The following is a 16019-nucleotide window of genomic DNA, read 5'->3' as shown; positions in this document are numbered from 1 at the left end:
CCCGGCGTCGTCGCCGTTTCCGCACCCGGTTCGGAGCGAAAACGGAAGATTGTCTGGTGCGCCGGCTCCTTCGTCACCCAGTACGGCTGGTGCCGCTCGCCTTCCTGGTGCTGATCCTGGTCGGCACCGGGCTGCTGATGCTGCGTCCGGCGACCGTCGTCCACGAGCGAACACCGTTCGCCACCGCGCTGTTCACCGCCACGTCGGCGGTCTCGGTCACGGGCATGACCGTCAACGACACCCCGAACTACTGGTCCGGTCCCGGGCTGGTGCTGATCGCCATCCTCACGCAGATCGGCGGCCTGGGAATCCTCACCGGCGCCGCGCTGATCGTCCTCGCGGTGTCCCGCCGGCTCGGACTGCGCAACCGGCTGCTGGTGCAGGCCGAGACCGCCGAGTACGAGGTCGGCGACATACGCGGGCTGCTGCTGCGCATCGTGATGACCGTCCTGGCGTGCGAGGCGGTGATGACGGCGACCGTCGCGGGCCGCCTGTGGCTGGCCTACGACTACCCGGTGTGGCGGGCGCTGTGGTCCGGCGGCTTCCACTCCGTGCAGGCTTTCAACAACGGCGGCTTCACCCTCTACACCGACGGTCTGCTGGCCTTCTCCCGGGATCCCTGGTTCTCGCTGCCGCTGGCCGCCGGGGCCGTCGTCGGCGGCCTCGGCTTCCCCGCCCTGTTCGAGGCGGTGCGGGAGTGGCGGCAGCCCCGCCGCTGGACCGTGGCCACGAAGTTGACCGTCTGGGGCAGCGTCGCGCTGCTCGTGATCGGCTTCACCGCGCTGCTCGCCAGCGAGTGGACCAACGTCAGGACCATCGGCCAGTACGACGTCCGGGGCAAGATCCTGGCGTCGTTCACCCAGATCGCGCTCACCCGTACCGGCGGGTTCGCGGTGCTGCCCGCCGCATCGCTCAGCGAGGAGAGCGTCCCGCTGCTCATCGGCCTGATGTTCATCGGTGGTGGCAGCGCCAGCACCGCCGGCGGAATCAAGGTGTCCACGTTCTTCCTGCTCGCCTTCGTCCTCTGGGCGGAGCTGCGCGGTGAGCCGGACGTGCGGATCGGGAACCGCCGGGTGGCCACCGCGAGTCAGCGGCAGGCGATCACCGTCGCCCTGCTGAGCGTCGCGTTCGTGGCCGGCGGCACCATCGCCCTGATCGTGCTCACCGAGGGCGTCCTGTTCGACCGGGCGCTGTTCGAGGCGACCTCGGCGTTCAGCACCACCGGCCTATCCGTCGGGGTCGCCCAGTCGCTCTCCGACGGCGGCCAGTACCTGCTCACCGCCCTGATGTACATCGGCCGGATCGGACCGCTGACCCTCGGCTCCGCGATCGCGTTGAACACCCGACGGCCGCTGTACCGATACCCGGAGGAGCAACCCATTGTCGGCTAGAGGAACGGACTCCGGCGGTGTCCTGGTGGTGGGCCTGGGACGGTTCGGCAACCACTTGGCCAACTCGCTGGCCCAGCAGGGTCACGAGGTGCTGGCCGTCGACCGCAGCGCGGAGCGGGTGCAGAAGTGGGCGGACCGGCTGGACCGGGTGGTGCAGGCCGACGCGACCGAGGAGGGGGTCCTGCGCCAGATCGGTGTGGCGGACCTCCAACGGGCGGTGGTGGCCATCGGCGCCTCGGTCGAGGCGAGCGTGCTGAGCGTCCTCGCCCTGGTCGAGTTGGGGGTGCCGCAGATCTGGGCCCGGGCCACCTCGGCGAAGCACGCGAAGATCCTCGCGTCGGTCGGCGCGCACAACGTGATCTTCCCGGAGGCCGAGACCGGTGAGCGGGTGGCTCACCTGATCGTCAGCCGCATGCTGGACTTCATCGAGTTCGGCGACGACTTCGCCATCGCGAAGGTGCTCACACCGAAGGGCCTGACCGGGCGCGCGCTCGGTGAGCTGGCACCGGTCGACCGCTACGGCGTGCGGGTGGTGGGCGTGCAGGATCCCGGGGAACGCTTCCGGTACGCCACCGACGACCGAATTCTCGTGCCGGGCAGCGTGCTCATCGTCGAGGGGAGCATCGACCAGGTGCAGCGCTTCGCCGCCCTGACCTGACCCGCTTCACTTCTTCTTGCCCCCGCCTCCCCGGCCACCCTTGCCGGGCTTCACGCTTTTCCCTTACCACCACCCTTGCCCTTGCCGGCGTTCTCCGACTTGCCGCCCTTCGCCGTCGTACCGTCGCGGGAGCCGCCCCCGGCATTGCTGGACGACCCGGTCGCGGCACCGCCGGACGACCCGGACGAGGCACCGCCGGACGACCCGGACGAGGCACCGCCGGACGACCCGGACGAGGCACCGCCGGACGACCCGGACGAGGTCGTCGTCTTCCTCGGCGGCGCCTTCTTCACCGCGGGCTTCGGCGCCGGCGCGGTGCTGGGGACCGATCCGGCGACCCCCGAGACCTGCACCGCGCACACCTCGTCGCCGAGGCGGAACTCCACCGGCAGTGGATTGGCCCCGGTGTACCGGCCGGCGAGGGTGACCTTCTCGGTGGCTCCCGGCGCCAGCGCGGACCGCTGCGGCGCGGGCTCCACCTGCACCGTCGAGCCCTGCTGGCGTACGCTCGCCGGCTCGGCGCTCGTCACCGTCTGCTGCCCGGGGAAGGTGAAGCTCATCCGCCAGTCGCGCAGCTCGGTCCCGCCGGTGTTGGTCAGGGCCACCTCGGCGGCGAAGTCCTTCCCGGAGTCGGCGCGCAGGGCGTACGCGACCTGGCAGGAGACCTTCTTCTCGGGCCCCATCCGCGCCTCGGTGGGCTGGTCGACGCCGCCGCTGGCCGAGCTGCCCGAGGTCACTCCCCACATCGCCGCGGTCACCGCCACGAGGCCACCGGCGGCCACGAGCGCCTCGGCCCGCCGCCGCCGACCGGCCGACCGGCGGTTCCGGGCGACGGAGAAGGGAAGCGCATCGGTGCCCACCGACCAGGGCAGGATCGTCGTGCCGGCGTTCGCCAGCTCTGCCGGATGGCCCCCGACCGGAGCCGGCGACACCGGCACGGCGGGGATCATGCCGGCCGCCTCGGCGAGCGTGCGGGCCACCTCCGCCGTGGTCGGCCGGTCCGCCGGCCGCTTCGCCAGACACCGGTACGTCAGGTCGCGCACCTCGTCCGGGAGTCCGGCCACCGGTGGCATCGGCTCGGGTTCGGTGTACATGTGTGCGCGCAGCATCTGCGTGGTCGTCTCGGCCTGCCACGGCAGCCGGCCGGTGAGCATCCGGTAGAGCAGCAGGCCCACGGCGTACACGTCGGTGGCCGGCGAGACGTCGCCGTTGTCGAGCCGCTCCGGGGCGAGGTACGCGGGCGTGCCCAGCAGTGTGCCGTCCGGGCCCTTCTCCTTCTCCCCGACCAGCGCCGAGATGCCGAAGTCGACCACCTTCACCCCGGTGGCCGTGATCATGACGTTGCCCGGGGTCACGTCGCGGTGCACGACGCCGCGCGCGTGCGCGGTGGCCAGTGCCGAGGCGACCTCCGCGCCGATGGACACCGCCTCCCGCCAGGGCAGCTTGCCGCGGCGCAGCCGGCCGGTCAGCGACTCGCCGTCGACCAGCTCCATCACGACGTACGGCACGGTCAGCCCGGCCTGCACCGACTCGCCGTAGTCGTACACGTTGGTGATGTTGGGGTGGCAGAGCCGGGCCGCGGCCTGGGCCTCCACCCGGATCCGGTGCCGGAACGCCCGGTCGCTGGCCAGCCGGGACGCGAGCACCTTGACCGCCACCTGGCGGCCGAGCACCTCGTCGTAGCCGCGCCACACCACGGACATGCCGCCGGCACCGAGCTGCTCGATCAGCCGGTACCGCTCCCCGAGCAACTGCGCGCCGTCACGGACTCCTCCACCCATGGGAGTCGTTGTTGCCCGGGACGGTCCCGGCTACACCTGGAAGGTCGTAATCGGTCAGCGAAGTCACCCGATCAGGCGGTGGCGAGCAGCTGGTCCACCGGGGCGTAGTCGTCGGTCAGCACCAGCGCCTCGCCGACGAAGCTGTCCAGAGCCGCCCCGGACAGCAGGGCCGCCGTCGGGTCGGCCTGGTTCAGGCGGGCCTGGATCGCCGGCAGCGGCAACGGGGCGTCGGAGGCGACGATGAGGAAGTTCGAGCCGTCCTCCCCGGCCAGCGCGGACGGCGGGGCGATCAGCGCGAGGTGCCCGAACTCGGCGGCGACGGTGGCCAGCTCGCTGCGGATGAAGCGCAGCGGCGGGTAGTCGATGACGTTCTGCACGTAGACGCCGCCCGGGCGGGTCACCCGGCGGATCTCCGCCGCCATCTCCCGGGTGGCGAGGTGCCAGGGCACCACCAGGTGCCCGAACGCGTCACCCACCACGAGGTCACGGCTGTCCGTGCCCTCCCCCGCGACCAGCATCCGGGCGTCACCCACCACCGCCCGCAGGTCGGGCCCCTGGCGTACGCCGAGCTTCCGCTCCCCCAGCTCGACGAGCCCGCCGTCGATCTCGAACACCACGTTGTCGGTGCCGGGCCGGGTCGCGGTCAGGTACCGGGGCACGGTGAACCCGCCACCGCCCAGGTGCAGCGCGTCCAGCCGTCGGCCGGCCGGGCTCGCCACGTCCGCCACCGCACCGATCCACTTCGTGTACGCGTACTCCAGGTACGTCGGGTCGGCCAGGTCCACGTACGAGTGCTGCGCCGAGTTGAGCAGCAGGGTGCGCCCGCTGCTCCGGTCCGGGTCCGTGGTGACCCGGGCGCAGTGGTAGGCCGTCTCCACGTCGCACGGCGTCGGGGCGACGGTGGTGAGGCCGGCGCCGACCAGACCGAGCACCGCCAGGGCGGCCTTGGCGCGGGCCGGTCCGGGCAGGTCGGCGTGGTCCTGCCGGCGCAGCCACACCCCGAGGGCGATCCCGCTGACCCCGAGGGACACCGCCAGACCGAGCAGGATCACCGTGCTGGGCAGCGCCGCGACCAGGACGAACCCGGTGACCAGGGTGGCCGTGACCGCGCCGAGCGTGCCGATCGAGGAGAGCCGACCGACGACCTGGCCGGTGCGGCGCAGGTCGGCGAGCTGGAGCTTGACCACCAGCGGGGTGACCGCCGCCAGCAGCATCGCCGGCACGAACACGGCCAGCGCGACGAGCAGCAGGATGGCGCTGGCCGCGCCACCGCGCAGCACCTCACCCGCGTACCGCACGACCGGCAGGGTCACCGCGGTGGCGATGCCGGCCAGCACCAGGGCCGGAGCGATGAGGGTGCGCGGATCCCGGCGGTCGGCCAGCCAGCCGCCCGACCAGGCGCCGTACGCGATGGCGGCCAGCGCGATGCCGATGACCGAACTGGTCACCTGGAGGGTCACCCCGACGTACGGGCCGACCAGCCGCAGCGCGGCGGTCTCCAGCACCAGGACGGCGCCACTGGCGAAGAAGACCAGGAACGCGGCGAGGCCGTTGGGCAGCGCCCGGGAGGTGACCGGAAGGTGTCCCGCCGGCGGGACCGTGACGTCGGAGGTTGGGGAGCTCACCCGCGCGATGGTACGCAGTGAACCTGCGGTCGCGGGTCAGTACATCGAGAGATGAACATGGTTCGTGTGGTCGGCAGCCGGGCTGCCGCTGCCGCCGTACGACCGCCAGCCGGTGCCGGGATGCCAGATCTGCCGGTACCAGATCACGTACAACACACCCAGCCGGCCGGCGTTGCGCACGTGCCAGGCGGCCAGGGCGTCACCGTACGCCTTGTCCCCGCCGGTGGCGGTCTCGTTCTCGAACCCACCGGTGGCGGCCGAGAAGTCGCAGGCCCGGCCCTTGGGGTGCTCGCCGGAGCCTCCGCTGCGGTAGCAGGAGACGTGGCGCTTGTAGCCGGCGGCCTGGGTCTGCTGAAGGGCGTTCAGGGTGCGCGGCGTGATGCAGCCGGAGGTGGTCGGATCGTTCACCGAGCAGGACTCCGACGGCCACGACCCGTCGGAGTTGCGCGGCGCCGGCCTCGCCGAGGTGGAACTGCCCCCGCTGAAGCCGCGGCTGCCGCCGGAGCTGACCGCGGCGAGCGCCGCCTCGGCCTCCCTCTTCCGCTTCGCCATCACCTGGACCTGCTTCTGCTGCTCGCGGATCTCGGTGTCGATGGCGATCTTCGCCGTGCGGGCCTCCTCACGGGTGTCGGTCAGCTCCCGGATCTTCTTGCCGTCCCGCTGCGCCATCGTGTCCAGGCTCGCGGCCCGCTCCAGGAACGCCTCCGGCGACGTGCTCTCCAGCAGCATCGCCGCCGTGGTCAGCCGCCCCAACCGGTACGACTGCGCGGCCACCTCGCCCACCTGCTCGGTCAGGCCGACCAGCCGGACCTCGACCGCGGCCAGTTGGCTGGTCAGCTCCTTCTGCCGGCGCTGGGAGTTCGCCAGCTTCGCCTGGGCCTCGATGTGCGCCTTGGCGGTGGCCTCCAGCGTGTCCCGCAGCTTCTTCGAGCCACCCTCGTTCGGCTCCGCGTACGCGGGCACGGCCCCGACGCCGAGGACCATCGCGACGGCGGCGAGGACAGCGATCAGCTTGCCGCGACGCCCGGAGGGCATGGTCGTACGCACGAGAGCATCCTTCCGTCGACCGCCGACCCCGATGACCCTGCGGCGGCGGCCCCGTCGGGGCCGGTCGACGACCGGCCGGTGGAGACCGCGGGTCAGGATACCGGAACCACCGCCTGTGACCAGGCCCGCGACCCCCTGCGGCATCGAACGTCGACGCTGTGTCGCACCGGCGCTCACGCTCCGCCGAGCAACGCCTCCCGGACGTCGGCCCAGACCCGCTCGTTCGCGGCGACGAGCAGGCCGCGACCGTCGTCCGCCGGGTGGTAGTCGGTGCCGTCGAAGCGGCGCGCCACCCCGCCGGCCGCCCGCACCAGCGCCGTGCCGGGTGCGTGGTCCCACGGGAGGGTCCGCCAGAAGAGCACGAACTGCTGGTCGCCCGTGAGGATGTCCAGGTACTCCCGGCCGGCGCAGTGCTGGCCCGGGAGCAGCTCGCCCAGCCGCTCCCCGCCCGCCTCGACGCGGGCGCGCTCGCGCGGCGGCAGGAAACGCGTCATCGCCGCGCCCCGCAGCCCACCGACCGCGGGCGCGGTGTCCGCCGCCGTCACCGGTCGGCCGTCGACGTACGTCCCCTCGCCCACCCGCCCCACGGCCAGCGTGTCGGCGAGGGGGTCGAACACCCACCCGGCCGTCGGTACGCCGTCGGTCAGCAGGGCCACCATCAACGCGAACGGCCGGCGCCCGGCGGCGAAGTTGGACGTGCCGTCGATCGGGTCGACCAGCCAGACCTCGCCGGCGTCCCGCAGGTGGCCCAGCAGCCCCGGATCCTCCGCGACCGCCTCCTCGCCGACCACCACCGAGCCGGGGCGTATCCGCCGCAGCGTGGCGGAGATCAGCTCCTCGGCCTGCCGGTCGGCGACGGTGACGACCTCGCCCGGCGCCTTCTCCTCGACGTCGGCGTCGTCCAGCTTGCGGAACAGCGGGACCACGACGCGGTCGGCGGTCTCGCGCAGCAGCCCGGCGACGTCGTCGAGCAGGGTGTCAGCCACGCGGCGGCAGCTTGACCACGCTGACGAAGAACTCGTCGATCTGCCGGACCACCGAGATGAACCGCTCGAAGTCCACCGGCTTCGTGACGTACGCGTTGGCGTGCAGCTGGTAGCTGCGGAGGATGTCCTCGTCGGCCTGCGACGTCGTCAGCACGACCACCGGGATCCGGCAGAGGTGCTCGTCCTTCTTGATCTCCTCCAGCACCTCCCGCCCGTCCCGGCGGGGCAGGTTGAGATCGAGCAGGATCAGGTCCGGTGCCACCGCGTCCGTGTACGGCTCCTCGCGCCGCAGGTAGGCCAGCGCCTCGGCGCCGTCGGAGACGACGGTCAGCCGGTTGCGGAGCTTGTGCTCCTCGAAGGCCTCCTGGGTCATCAACACGTCACCCGGGTCGTCCTCGACCAGCAGGACCTCGATCGGGCTCTTGCCGTCCGCCGGCGCGGTCATCCCACCGTCTCCCTCATGCCACCCGTTCTACCGCCTTCCGACACCACGTCGGTGCGTTCCGCGCTCCCGGGGGCCGTCGCGGCGTCCGCGTCCGCCGTCTGCCCGTCGGTGCCCGTGGGCTCGCCGGTGGCCGGCGTACCGTCCTGCGCCGTCGCCTCGGTCTCGCGGGCGGCGGCCTCGACGTCCTCGGGCAGCGCGGGGAGGGTGAAGCGGATCGCGGTCCCCTCCTCGGTGCCGGTGTCCACCCAGACATGGCCACCGTGGTACTCCGCGATCTTCTTCACGATGGCCAGGCCGATCCCGGTGCCCGGGTACGCGTCCTTGGCGTGCAGCCGCTGGAAGATGACGAAGATCTTGTCGGCGAACTCCGGCTCGATACCGATGCCGTTGTCCTGGCAGCTGATCTCCCACTCGTCGCCCACCAGCCGCGCCGAGACGTGCACCTTCGGCGGGACGTCCGGGCGGCGGAACTTGATCGAGTTGCTGACGAGGTTGGCGAGCAGGTTGGTCAGCAGCGGCTCCTCGCCACGGATGACCGGCAGCTCTCCCCAGGTCAGCTCCGCGTCGGCGTACTGCCGGGCGGCCTCGGTCTGCCCGGCCACGTCACCCATCACCTTGTTCAGGTCGACCTCGGTGAAGCCGGTCGTGAGACGACCGATCCGGGAGAACGCCAACAGGTCGTTGATCAGGCGCTGCATCCGCTGGGCGCCGTCCACCGCGAACGCGATGTACTGGTCGGCCCGCTCGTCGAGCTGGCCGGCGTACCGGCGCTGGAGCAGCTGGCAGAAGCTCGCCACCTTGCGCAGCGGCTCCTGGAGGTCGTGCGAGGCGACGTACGCGAACTGCTCCAGGTCACGGTTGGACCGGGTCAGCTCCTCGGCCTGCTTCTGGAGCTGGCTGTTGACCCACTCGATCCGCTCCCGCGCCTCGCGTACCTCGTCGAGGTCCTTGGCGATCTTGCGGCGCATGGCGTCGACGTCGTCGCTGAGGTGGACGAACTCGGGCGGACCCGACCCGGCGATCCGGTGCTGGTAGTCGCCCTCGGCCACCTCCCGGACCTGGGTGGCCAGGTCGGTGAGCGGCCGGATCACCATGCGGTCCAGGGACAGCACCAGCGCGAGGCCGGCGATCGCGACCACCGCCGCGGCGACGACCAGGAGGACGGCCAGTTCGTTGCTGCTGCGCCGCACCTCGACCGCGTTCCGCTCGCGGGCGGCCAGGATCTCCCGCTGCAGGCCGTCGGCCGCGCCGCGGACCTGGTCGAACTGCTGACGGGCCTCGTCGGTGACGAGGGCCTGCCCGGCGTCCGGACCGCCCTCGTTCGTCGCGGCGATCACCGGAACGGCGACGGTCTCCCGCCACTGCGCCGCCCGGGCCTCCACCCGGTCGAGTTCATCGGCGATGGCCCGATCGCCGTCCAGGAGCGCCCGCATCGAGGCGATCCGCTCACGCTCCTGCTTCAGGCCGTCGTCGTACGAGGCCAGGTCGCCCCGGTCCCCGCTGCCCGCATAGCCACGGACCGCGGTCTCCTGCTCCAGCAGTGCGCTCAGCAGCTCCTGCCCCTGCACGCGCAGCGGCCCGGTCTTGTTGAGGATCGCGTCGATCTGGTTGCGGTTCTGCGCGGCGACGGCCGCAGCCGTACCGGCCAGGCCGACCAGGATCAGCGTGACCAGGGCGAGCAGCAGCGCCACCCGGCGCCGCAGCGTCCAGTCGTGGATGCCGAACCTCACCGGCCACCACCCCGGCTGACCAGCAGCATGGCGACGTCGTCGGCGAGTGGGCCGCCGTTGATCTGCTCCGCCCGACCCACCAGCCAGGCCGGCAGCTCCGCCAGCGACACCGCGAGGCTGGCCGGCTCGGCGAGCAGGCCGGACAGGCCGGGAACGTCCAGGCGCTCGTCGCCCTCGCCCACCCGCCCCTCGATCAGGCCGTCGGTGTACATCAACAGGGACCAGTCATCGGTGTCGAACTCCAGGTCGTATGCCACAGGTCGGCGGGGCCGGACGCCGAGCAGCAGGCCGCCCCGCGCCGGTACGGGCACCACCTTGCCGCCGGCGAGCAGCAGAGGTGGCGGATGCCCGGCGAGCCGGACGGTGGCCCGGTTCACGTCGAGGTCCAGTCGGGCGGTGGCCACCGTGGCGAAGATCTCCTGGAGCCGGCGCTCGCTCATCAGCACCTGCTCCAACGCCGGCAGCACCTCGTCGTCGGGGACTCCGGCCAGGATCAGCGCCCGCCAGGCCACCCGCAACTCGACACCGAGCGCCGCCTCGTCCACGCCATGTCCGCAGACGTCACCGACGATCAGGTCGACCCGGTCCGGACGGGTCTGCACCACGTCGTAGAAGTCCCCGCCGATGAGGGCGGCGTGCCGGCCGGGCCGGTAGAAGGTGTGCACCGCGACCTGGTCGGTCGACATCAGCGGCTGCGGCAGCAGGCCCCGCTCGAGGCGGGCGGACTCGGCCTGGCGCAGCTCGACCTCGCGCAGCCGGCGGGCGTTCTCGTCAGCGCGTTTGCGCTCCACCGCGTACCTCAGTGCCCGGGTCAGCAGCACGCCGTCGACCTGGCCCTTGACCAGGTAGTCCTGGGCGCCCTCGGCGACCGCCACGATGCCCAGGTGCTCGTCGGAGCGCCCGGTGAGGACGCAGACAGCGGCCCCGCTGGCCATCTCCAGGACCTGCCGCAACCCGTCGAGGCCCTGCGCGTCGGGCAGGCCGAGGTCGAGCAGGACGCAGTCCACGCCCATCACGCGCTGCCGGGCCTCGCTGAGGCTGGTCGCCACCAGCAGGTCGATCATCGAGTTCGTCTCGGCGAGCAGCTCGCCGACCAGGAACGCGTCGCCCTCGTCGTCCTCCACCAGCAGCACCCGCAGCCGCTCGCCCGGAGGCAGGTTGGGGTGGCGCCCGAGACCGGCGTGCGGAACCGCCCGGGGCACCACGGAGGGACCGGCATGGCCGGGCCCCCGGTGCGGCCGGGTCACCGCCGCGAGACGCGGGAGATCGCTGGTGATGTGGGGCTCCTTCCGAGTGCCCTGCTGATCCTGTATTAGACAACGGTCGCACACAACACGACGGCTACCCCCGCCCCCACCCCGAGGAGTCCCTGTGGGCGCACCTCCCATCCCGTCCGACCGCGCGCCGGTCGACCCGACACCCCGCGTACCGGCCCGGGACCGTGCCCTCGCCCGGCCCCGCCGCCGGCTCGCCGCCGCGGCGGCCGCGCTCGTCGCGCTCGTCGCCGTCGGTGCCGGCAGCGTTCTCGACCTGCGCAGTCCCGCACCGCGGCCAGCCGACGCGCCGCCGGGCGAGTTCAGCGCGGCCCGGGCGTACGAGCACGTCAAGGTCATCGCGGCCCGTCCGCACGTCGCCGGCAGCCCCGCCAACGACCAGGTACGCGAGCACCTCGTCACCGTCCTGCGCGGCCTCGGCCTGTCCCCCGAGGTGCAGGACACGGTGGCACCGGAGGCCGGGCAGCTCAGCGGCGCGGCCGGCGGGGCGACGCTGGCCCGGGTCCGCAACGTGGTGGCCACGGTGCCCGGGACCGATCCCACCGGGAAGGTGTTCCTGGTGGCGCACTACGACTCGGTGCAGTCCGGGCCGGGCGGCAACGACGACGCCGCCGGGACGTCGGCGATCCTGGAGGTGGCCCGCGCGCTGACCGCCGGTCCGCGGCCCCGCAACGACGTCGTCCTGGTGCTCACCGACGCCGAGGAGGCGTGCCTGTGCGGAGCGTCGGCGTTCGCGTCGAGCCACCCGCTCGCCGCCGACGGCGGCGTGGTGCTCAACCTGGAGGCGCGCGGCTCCACCGGACCGGTGATCATGTTCGAGACGTCCCGGGACAACGCCGCCCTGGTGGCCGCCTTCGGTCGGGCCGCGCCGCACCCGGTGGGCACCTCGTTCGCGGTGGAGATCTACCGGGCCCTGCCAAACGACACCGACTTCACGGCGTTCCTCGACGCCGACGGCTTCGTCGGGCTGAACTCGGCCTACATCGACGGCGGAGCCATCTACCACACCCCGCTGGACACGCCGGCCGCGATGGACCGGGCCAGCCTCCAGCACCACGGCGACAACGCGCTCGGCCTGGCCCGGGAGTTCGGCCGCCTCGACCTGACCGCGCTGGAATCCGGACACGACTCGACGTACTTCCCGGTCCCCGGCGGCCTGGTCCGCTACCCGGGCTGGCTCACCCTGCCGTTGGCCCTGCTGGCGCTGGCCGGCGTGGTCGCCCTCGGCTGGTTCGCCCGCCGCCGCGGCCGGACCACCACCGGGCGCCTGGTCGCCGGCTTCGGTCTGGGGCTGGTGCCCGTGCTCGCCGCCCCCCTCGGCGCGTACCTGCTCTGGGCGGGCATCACCGCACTCCGGCCCGGATACGCGGAACTGCTCGACCCGTACCGGCCGACCTGGTACCGGCTGGCCGTGGTGGCGCTCGCCGCCGCCGTGCTGTTCACCTGGTACGCGCTCACCCGCCGCCGGATCGGCCCGGCCGCCCTGGCCGTCGGCGGTCTGGCCTGGCTGGCCCTGTTCGGGGTGCTGCTCGCGGTGCTGGTGCCCGGCGGAGCGTACCTCGCGACCCTCCCGGCCCTGGCCGGCGCGGCGGCCGGGCTGATCGCGCTGGCCACCCGGGTCGACGGCCCATGGCCGGTGGTCGCGACGACCCTGGCCGGCGCGGTCGCCGTGGTGATCCTGCTGCCGACGGTCGTACTGCTCTTCCCCGCGCTCGGTATGGCGATGGGCGGGGTGGCGGCGCTGTTCGCGGTGCTGCTCGGCCTGGCCGCGCTGCCCGTGGTCGATCTCCTGCACCCGCAGGCCGGCGGTCAACGCGGCCTGGTCGCCCTCCGGGCCCGCCGGCTCGGCGCGCTGCCGGCCGCCGCGGCGGCGCTCGCGGCGGCGGTGTTCGCCGGGGTCGGGCTGACCGTCGACCGCTTCGACGCCACGCACCCCGCGCCCACCCACCTGATGTACGCCCTCGACGCCGGCACCGGCCAGGCCCGCTGGCTCAGTCACGAGGCGTCACCGCAGCCCTGGACCGACGCCTACGTCGACTCCCGGGTCTCCGTCGCCGACGAGTTCCCCGGCATCGGCGACGAGGACCTGCTCGCCGGACCCGCCCCGGTCGCCTCCCTGCCCGCACCGAAGCTGGACGTGCTGGCCGACACGACCACGGGTGGCGAACGCACCCTGCGGCTCCGGGTCGCCCCGCAGCGCCCCGGGGTGCGGCTGGCGACCCTGCACGTGGACACCGGCACCGCGACCGTGCTGCGCGCCGAGGTGGCCGGCCGGTCCGTGCCGGTGGAGCCCCGCGAGGGCCGCTGGGGCTTCGGGGTGGTGTTCCACGCCCCGCCCGGCGAGGGCATCGAGGTGACGCTCACGCTCACGCCGAAGGCGGGTCAGGTGGGCATCCGGGTGATGGACGCCAGCGACGGCCTCGACGCGCTGCCCGGCTTCCGCCCCCGCCCGCCCGACGTCGGCGTGGTCGGCTCCCACAGCTCGGAAATGCTCGCCGTAGCCCGCACCTATCCCCTGTAGTCCCCCGCCCCGCCCCGCGGGGTCCCCCGCGATCTTGCACTTTGTGCCTCGACAAAGGGTTCAAGGGCGCGAATCAGCGACCGAAAGTGCAAGATCGCGGGGAGGGGTCGGTCGTTACGCGCCGCTGGTGCGTGTTGCCTCGACGGTGCTCAGGATCAGCCTGGTCACGACCTCGGGCTGCGACACCATGGATGCGTGTGACGCCGCCACTTCCTCGACGGTCGCTCCGGCGCGCTCGGCCATGAAACGCTGCCCGTCCGGCGGGATCGCCCGGTCCTCCGTGCTGAGCAGGTACCACGACGGGATCGACCTCCACGCCGGTGGACCCGAGGGCGTCGCGGCGGCGGCGCCACCCCAGGGGCGCTGCGCCGCCGCCATCACCGTGGCCGTCCCGGCATCCACGTCCGCGCAGAACACGTCGCGGAAGGCGTCGCGGTCCAGGTACAGGTCCACACCGTCGCTGCCGTCCGGGTTCTCGAACGGCATCGGTCGCAGGGCCGGTCCCACGTGACTGCTCTCGAAGGGCTTCGACTCGATGAGCTGCTGGATGCTCTCGCCCTCGTCGGGCATCCATCCACTGAGGAAGACCAGCGCCTTGACGTGGTCGTTGCCGGTGGCGGCGTTGCCGATGACCGCACCGCCGTACGAGTGACCGACCAGCACCACGTCGCCGGAAATGCCCCCCAGTAGTTGCGCCAGGTACGCGGCGTCGTTCCGGAGGTGCCGGAGCGGATTGGCGGCTGCGATCACGGCGAATCCACGATCACGGAGAGCACGGATCACGTCGCCGAAGCCGGAGGCGTCGGCCCATGCTCCGTGCACCAACACGATCGTCGGGTGCTCAGCGGACATGGTCTCAGCGCTCCTCGGCCGTGGAGGGTCCTGAGATCGACTCTAGGCGCGCCCTCGTCGCCGCAGCGGGGGAATCGATGCCGACGAGCGGGTGGGCGCTACTTCCAGCGGAAATGGACGAAGAGGCGGCCGAAGTTCTTCGAGTCCTTCTCGACGCGGTGGTAGAGCTGCTTGACGTCCTTCTGGTCGAGGAACCGCAGCACCCGCTTCTTCAGCTGGCCGGATCCCTTGCCGGGGATGATCTCGACGAGGGTGGCCTTCTTCGCCACCGCCTCGTCCATGATCCCGCGCAGCGCACGGTCGATGTCCTGACCCTTGTTGAAGATCTCGTGCAGGTCGAGCTTGAGCTTCACGCCGTACCCACCTCCGGCCCCATCGTACGAAGGGGCGGGGACCCCTCACGCGTCCCCGCCCCTGCCCCGGTCAGCGACCCGCGCCGACCCGGCCCTCCACCCGGCGTAGCGCCGTGGTGTAGTCGTCGTTGTGGCTGTGCATGGCCGCCGCGATGCGCAGGTGGCGCAGCGCGTCGGCGTGCCGGTTCAGCCGCTCCAGCGTCCGGCCCAGCACGTGGTGGGCGTAGTGGTCGCTGGGGTCCCGGTCGACCAGCTCGCGGAGCTGCTCCTCGGCCCGGTTGAGCTGGGCCGACTGGAAGTACGCGCGGGCCAGCAGCTGCCGCACCGACGCGTTGCCCGGCTCGGCCTCGACGATCGGCTCGAGCAGCCGGGCGGCCCCGGTCGGGTCACCGGCCTCGAAGAACATGGTCGCCCGCCGGTAGTCGGCCAGAAGATCCATTCGACCCACCCCCTCGTGTCACGCCGTCATTCCCCCGACGCTGGCACAACACCGGCGGTACCGCGACTGTTCCCCGGGTCGGGGTTGCCCCTCAGACGGGCCGGGCGGCGGCCAGGTCCCAGGCGCGTACGCCGCCGACGATCCCGGCCGTGTTCGGGACCACGACCACGTCGTCGCCCATCCGGGCCAGTTGCTCGGGCCGGATCAGCCGGGAGTTGCCCCCACCCAGGTAGAGCCGGTCCCAGCGGAACACCGGGCGCAGCCCCTCCACCACCTGCCGGATCCGGCGGGACCAGAACGCGTCGCCGAGGCGGCGCCGCTCGGGCTCACCGACGTACGTGTCGTAGGTGGTGCCCCACCGGACCGGGGCGTGCGACAGCTCCAGGTGCGGGGCGAGGACTCCGCCGTCGAAGAGGGCGCTGCCCAGCCCCGTGCCGAGGGTCAGGACCAGCTCGCAGCCCGTACCGGCGACCACCCCGGCGCCGTGCACCTCGGCGTCGTTGAGCACCAGCGCCGGGACACCGAACGCGTCCGCGAGGGCCGTGCGCGCGTCGAACCCGGACCACTGGGCCACCAGATCGGCGTCGACCTTCGTCCGGGGGCCGGAACGGGTGACGTAGTGCGGGGTGGCCACCACCACACCGTGCCGGATCATGCCGGGCATGCCGACCGTCAGGCGGTCCGCCGCCGGGAGCCGGCCACCGAGGTCCAGCAGCGTCTTGACGAAGAGGTCGGGCGGGAGCGGGTACGGCGTGGGCACCCGCAACGGGCGCGCGCGCATCGTCCCCGCGGCGTCGAGGACGGACGCCTTGATCCCACCGCCCCCGCAGTCGATCGCCAGAGTGGTCACCACCAGAGTGAGTCTGCCTCGTGTCCGCGCCGGGGGCCCGCCGGACCCCGGTGTTAGGAAGGGGCCC

The 16019-nt window shown here is 72.9% G+C and carries 14 protein-coding genes; 3 read left to right on the top strand and 11 right to left on the bottom strand.

Annotation, left to right across the window (positions count from 1 at the left end; genetic code table 11):
- Positions 1–56: 56 nt before the first annotated feature.
- Positions 57–1391, top strand: a complete 1335-nt coding sequence (locus ACTMSW_RS15495; RefSeq protein ID WP_441181308.1) for a TrkH family potassium uptake protein — start codon at positions 57–59, stop codon at positions 1389–1391.
- A 25-nt stretch (positions 1392–1416) separates the two neighbouring features.
- On the top strand, positions 1417–2049 hold the full coding sequence (locus ACTMSW_RS15490; protein ID WP_441181453.1) for a potassium channel family protein: 633 nt from the start codon (positions 1417–1419) through the stop codon (positions 2047–2049).
- 50 nt (positions 2050–2099) lie between these two features.
- Here the strand turns inward: ACTMSW_RS15490 and ACTMSW_RS15485 are convergent, their stop codons facing one another.
- The 7 genes from ACTMSW_RS15485 to ACTMSW_RS15455 all read right to left on the bottom strand — a co-directional run bounded on the left by ACTMSW_RS15485 (position 2100) and on the right by ACTMSW_RS15455 (position 10868).
- Positions 2100–3830: a serine/threonine-protein kinase gene (locus tag ACTMSW_RS15485; protein WP_441181306.1), complete on the bottom strand. Its 1731-nt coding sequence runs from the start codon at positions 3828–3830 to the stop codon at positions 2100–2102.
- A gap of 71 nt (positions 3831–3901) precedes the next feature.
- Positions 3902–5455 carry a fused MFS/spermidine synthase gene (locus ACTMSW_RS15480; RefSeq protein WP_441181305.1) on the bottom strand — a complete coding sequence of 518 codons (1554 nt, stop codon included), beginning with the start codon at positions 5453–5455 and terminating at the stop codon, positions 3902–3904.
- Positions 5456–5491: 36 nt separating this feature from the next.
- Positions 5492–6502, bottom strand: a complete 1011-nt coding sequence (locus ACTMSW_RS15475; RefSeq protein ID WP_441181304.1) for a coiled-coil domain-containing protein — start codon at positions 6500–6502, stop codon at positions 5492–5494.
- A 173-nt stretch (positions 6503–6675) separates the two neighbouring features.
- Complete coding sequence (locus tag ACTMSW_RS15470; RefSeq protein ID WP_441181303.1) at positions 6676–7488, bottom strand: inositol monophosphatase family protein; 813 nt, start codon at positions 7486–7488, stop codon at positions 6676–6678.
- Entirely contained in the window at positions 7481–7933 is a 453-nt protein-coding gene (locus ACTMSW_RS15465; RefSeq protein WP_441181302.1) for a response regulator, read from the bottom strand. Before ACTMSW_RS15465 ends, ACTMSW_RS15470 begins: the two co-directional genes overlap by 8 nt.
- Entirely contained in the window at positions 7930–9663 is a 1734-nt protein-coding gene (locus tag ACTMSW_RS15460) for a sensor histidine kinase (RefSeq protein ID WP_441181301.1), read from the bottom strand. Before ACTMSW_RS15460 ends, ACTMSW_RS15465 begins: the two co-directional genes overlap by 4 nt.
- Positions 9660–10868 carry a PP2C family protein-serine/threonine phosphatase gene (locus ACTMSW_RS15455; RefSeq protein ID WP_441181300.1) on the bottom strand — a complete coding sequence of 403 codons (1209 nt, stop codon included), beginning with the start codon at positions 10866–10868 and terminating at the stop codon, positions 9660–9662. The genes ACTMSW_RS15460 and ACTMSW_RS15455 overlap by 4 nt, the downstream gene beginning before the upstream one ends.
- A 166-nt stretch (positions 10869–11034) precedes the next feature.
- Here ACTMSW_RS15455 and ACTMSW_RS15450 point away from each other — a divergent pair, with 166 nt between their 5' ends.
- On the top strand, positions 11035–13458 hold the full coding sequence (locus ACTMSW_RS15450; RefSeq protein WP_441181299.1) for a M28 family peptidase: 2424 nt from the start codon (positions 11035–11037) through the stop codon (positions 13456–13458).
- Between the two features lie 114 nt (positions 13459–13572).
- Here ACTMSW_RS15450 and ACTMSW_RS15445 read toward each other — a convergent pair whose 3' ends face one another.
- From ACTMSW_RS15445 to ACTMSW_RS15430, 4 genes are all read right to left on the bottom strand, one after another.
- Complete coding sequence (locus ACTMSW_RS15445; protein ID WP_441181298.1) at positions 13573–14310, bottom strand: alpha/beta fold hydrolase; 738 nt, start codon at positions 14308–14310, stop codon at positions 13573–13575.
- Between the two features lie 98 nt (positions 14311–14408).
- Positions 14409–14663, bottom strand: a complete 255-nt coding sequence (locus ACTMSW_RS15440) for a Smr/MutS family protein (protein ID WP_007465523.1) — start codon at positions 14661–14663, stop codon at positions 14409–14411.
- 70 nt (positions 14664–14733) lie between these two features.
- Entirely contained in the window at positions 14734–15102 is a 369-nt protein-coding gene (locus ACTMSW_RS15435) for a tetratricopeptide repeat protein (RefSeq protein ID WP_441181297.1), read from the bottom strand.
- Positions 15103–15193: 91 nt separating this feature from the next.
- On the bottom strand, positions 15194–15955 hold the full coding sequence (locus ACTMSW_RS15430) for an ROK family protein (RefSeq protein WP_441181296.1): 762 nt from the start codon (positions 15953–15955) through the stop codon (positions 15194–15196).
- Positions 15956–16019 lie beyond the last annotated feature (64 nt).

The organism is Micromonospora sp. BQ11, from assembly GCF_052068135.1.
Taxonomy (GTDB): domain Bacteria; phylum Actinomycetota; class Actinomycetes; order Mycobacteriales; family Micromonosporaceae; genus Micromonospora.
This window is presented reverse-complemented; position numbering and strand designations above follow the sequence as displayed.

Bases quoted from the DNA above. Each gene is read 5' to 3' on its own strand.
- ACTMSW_RS15485 (WP_441181306.1), bottom strand. From the start codon at position 3,830: ATGGGTGGAGGAGTCCGTGACGGCGCGCAGTTGCTCGGGGAGCGGTAC.
- ACTMSW_RS15465 (WP_441181302.1), bottom strand. From the start codon at position 7,933: ATGACCGCGCCGGCGGACGGCAAGAGCCCGATCGAGGTCCTGCTGGTC.
- ACTMSW_RS15445 (WP_441181298.1), bottom strand. From the start codon at position 14,310: ATGTCCGCTGAGCACCCGACGATCGTGTTGGTGCACGGAGCATGGGCC.
- ACTMSW_RS15435 (WP_441181297.1), bottom strand. From the start codon at position 15,102: ATGGATCTTCTGGCCGACTACCGGCGGGCGACCATGTTCTTCGAGGCC.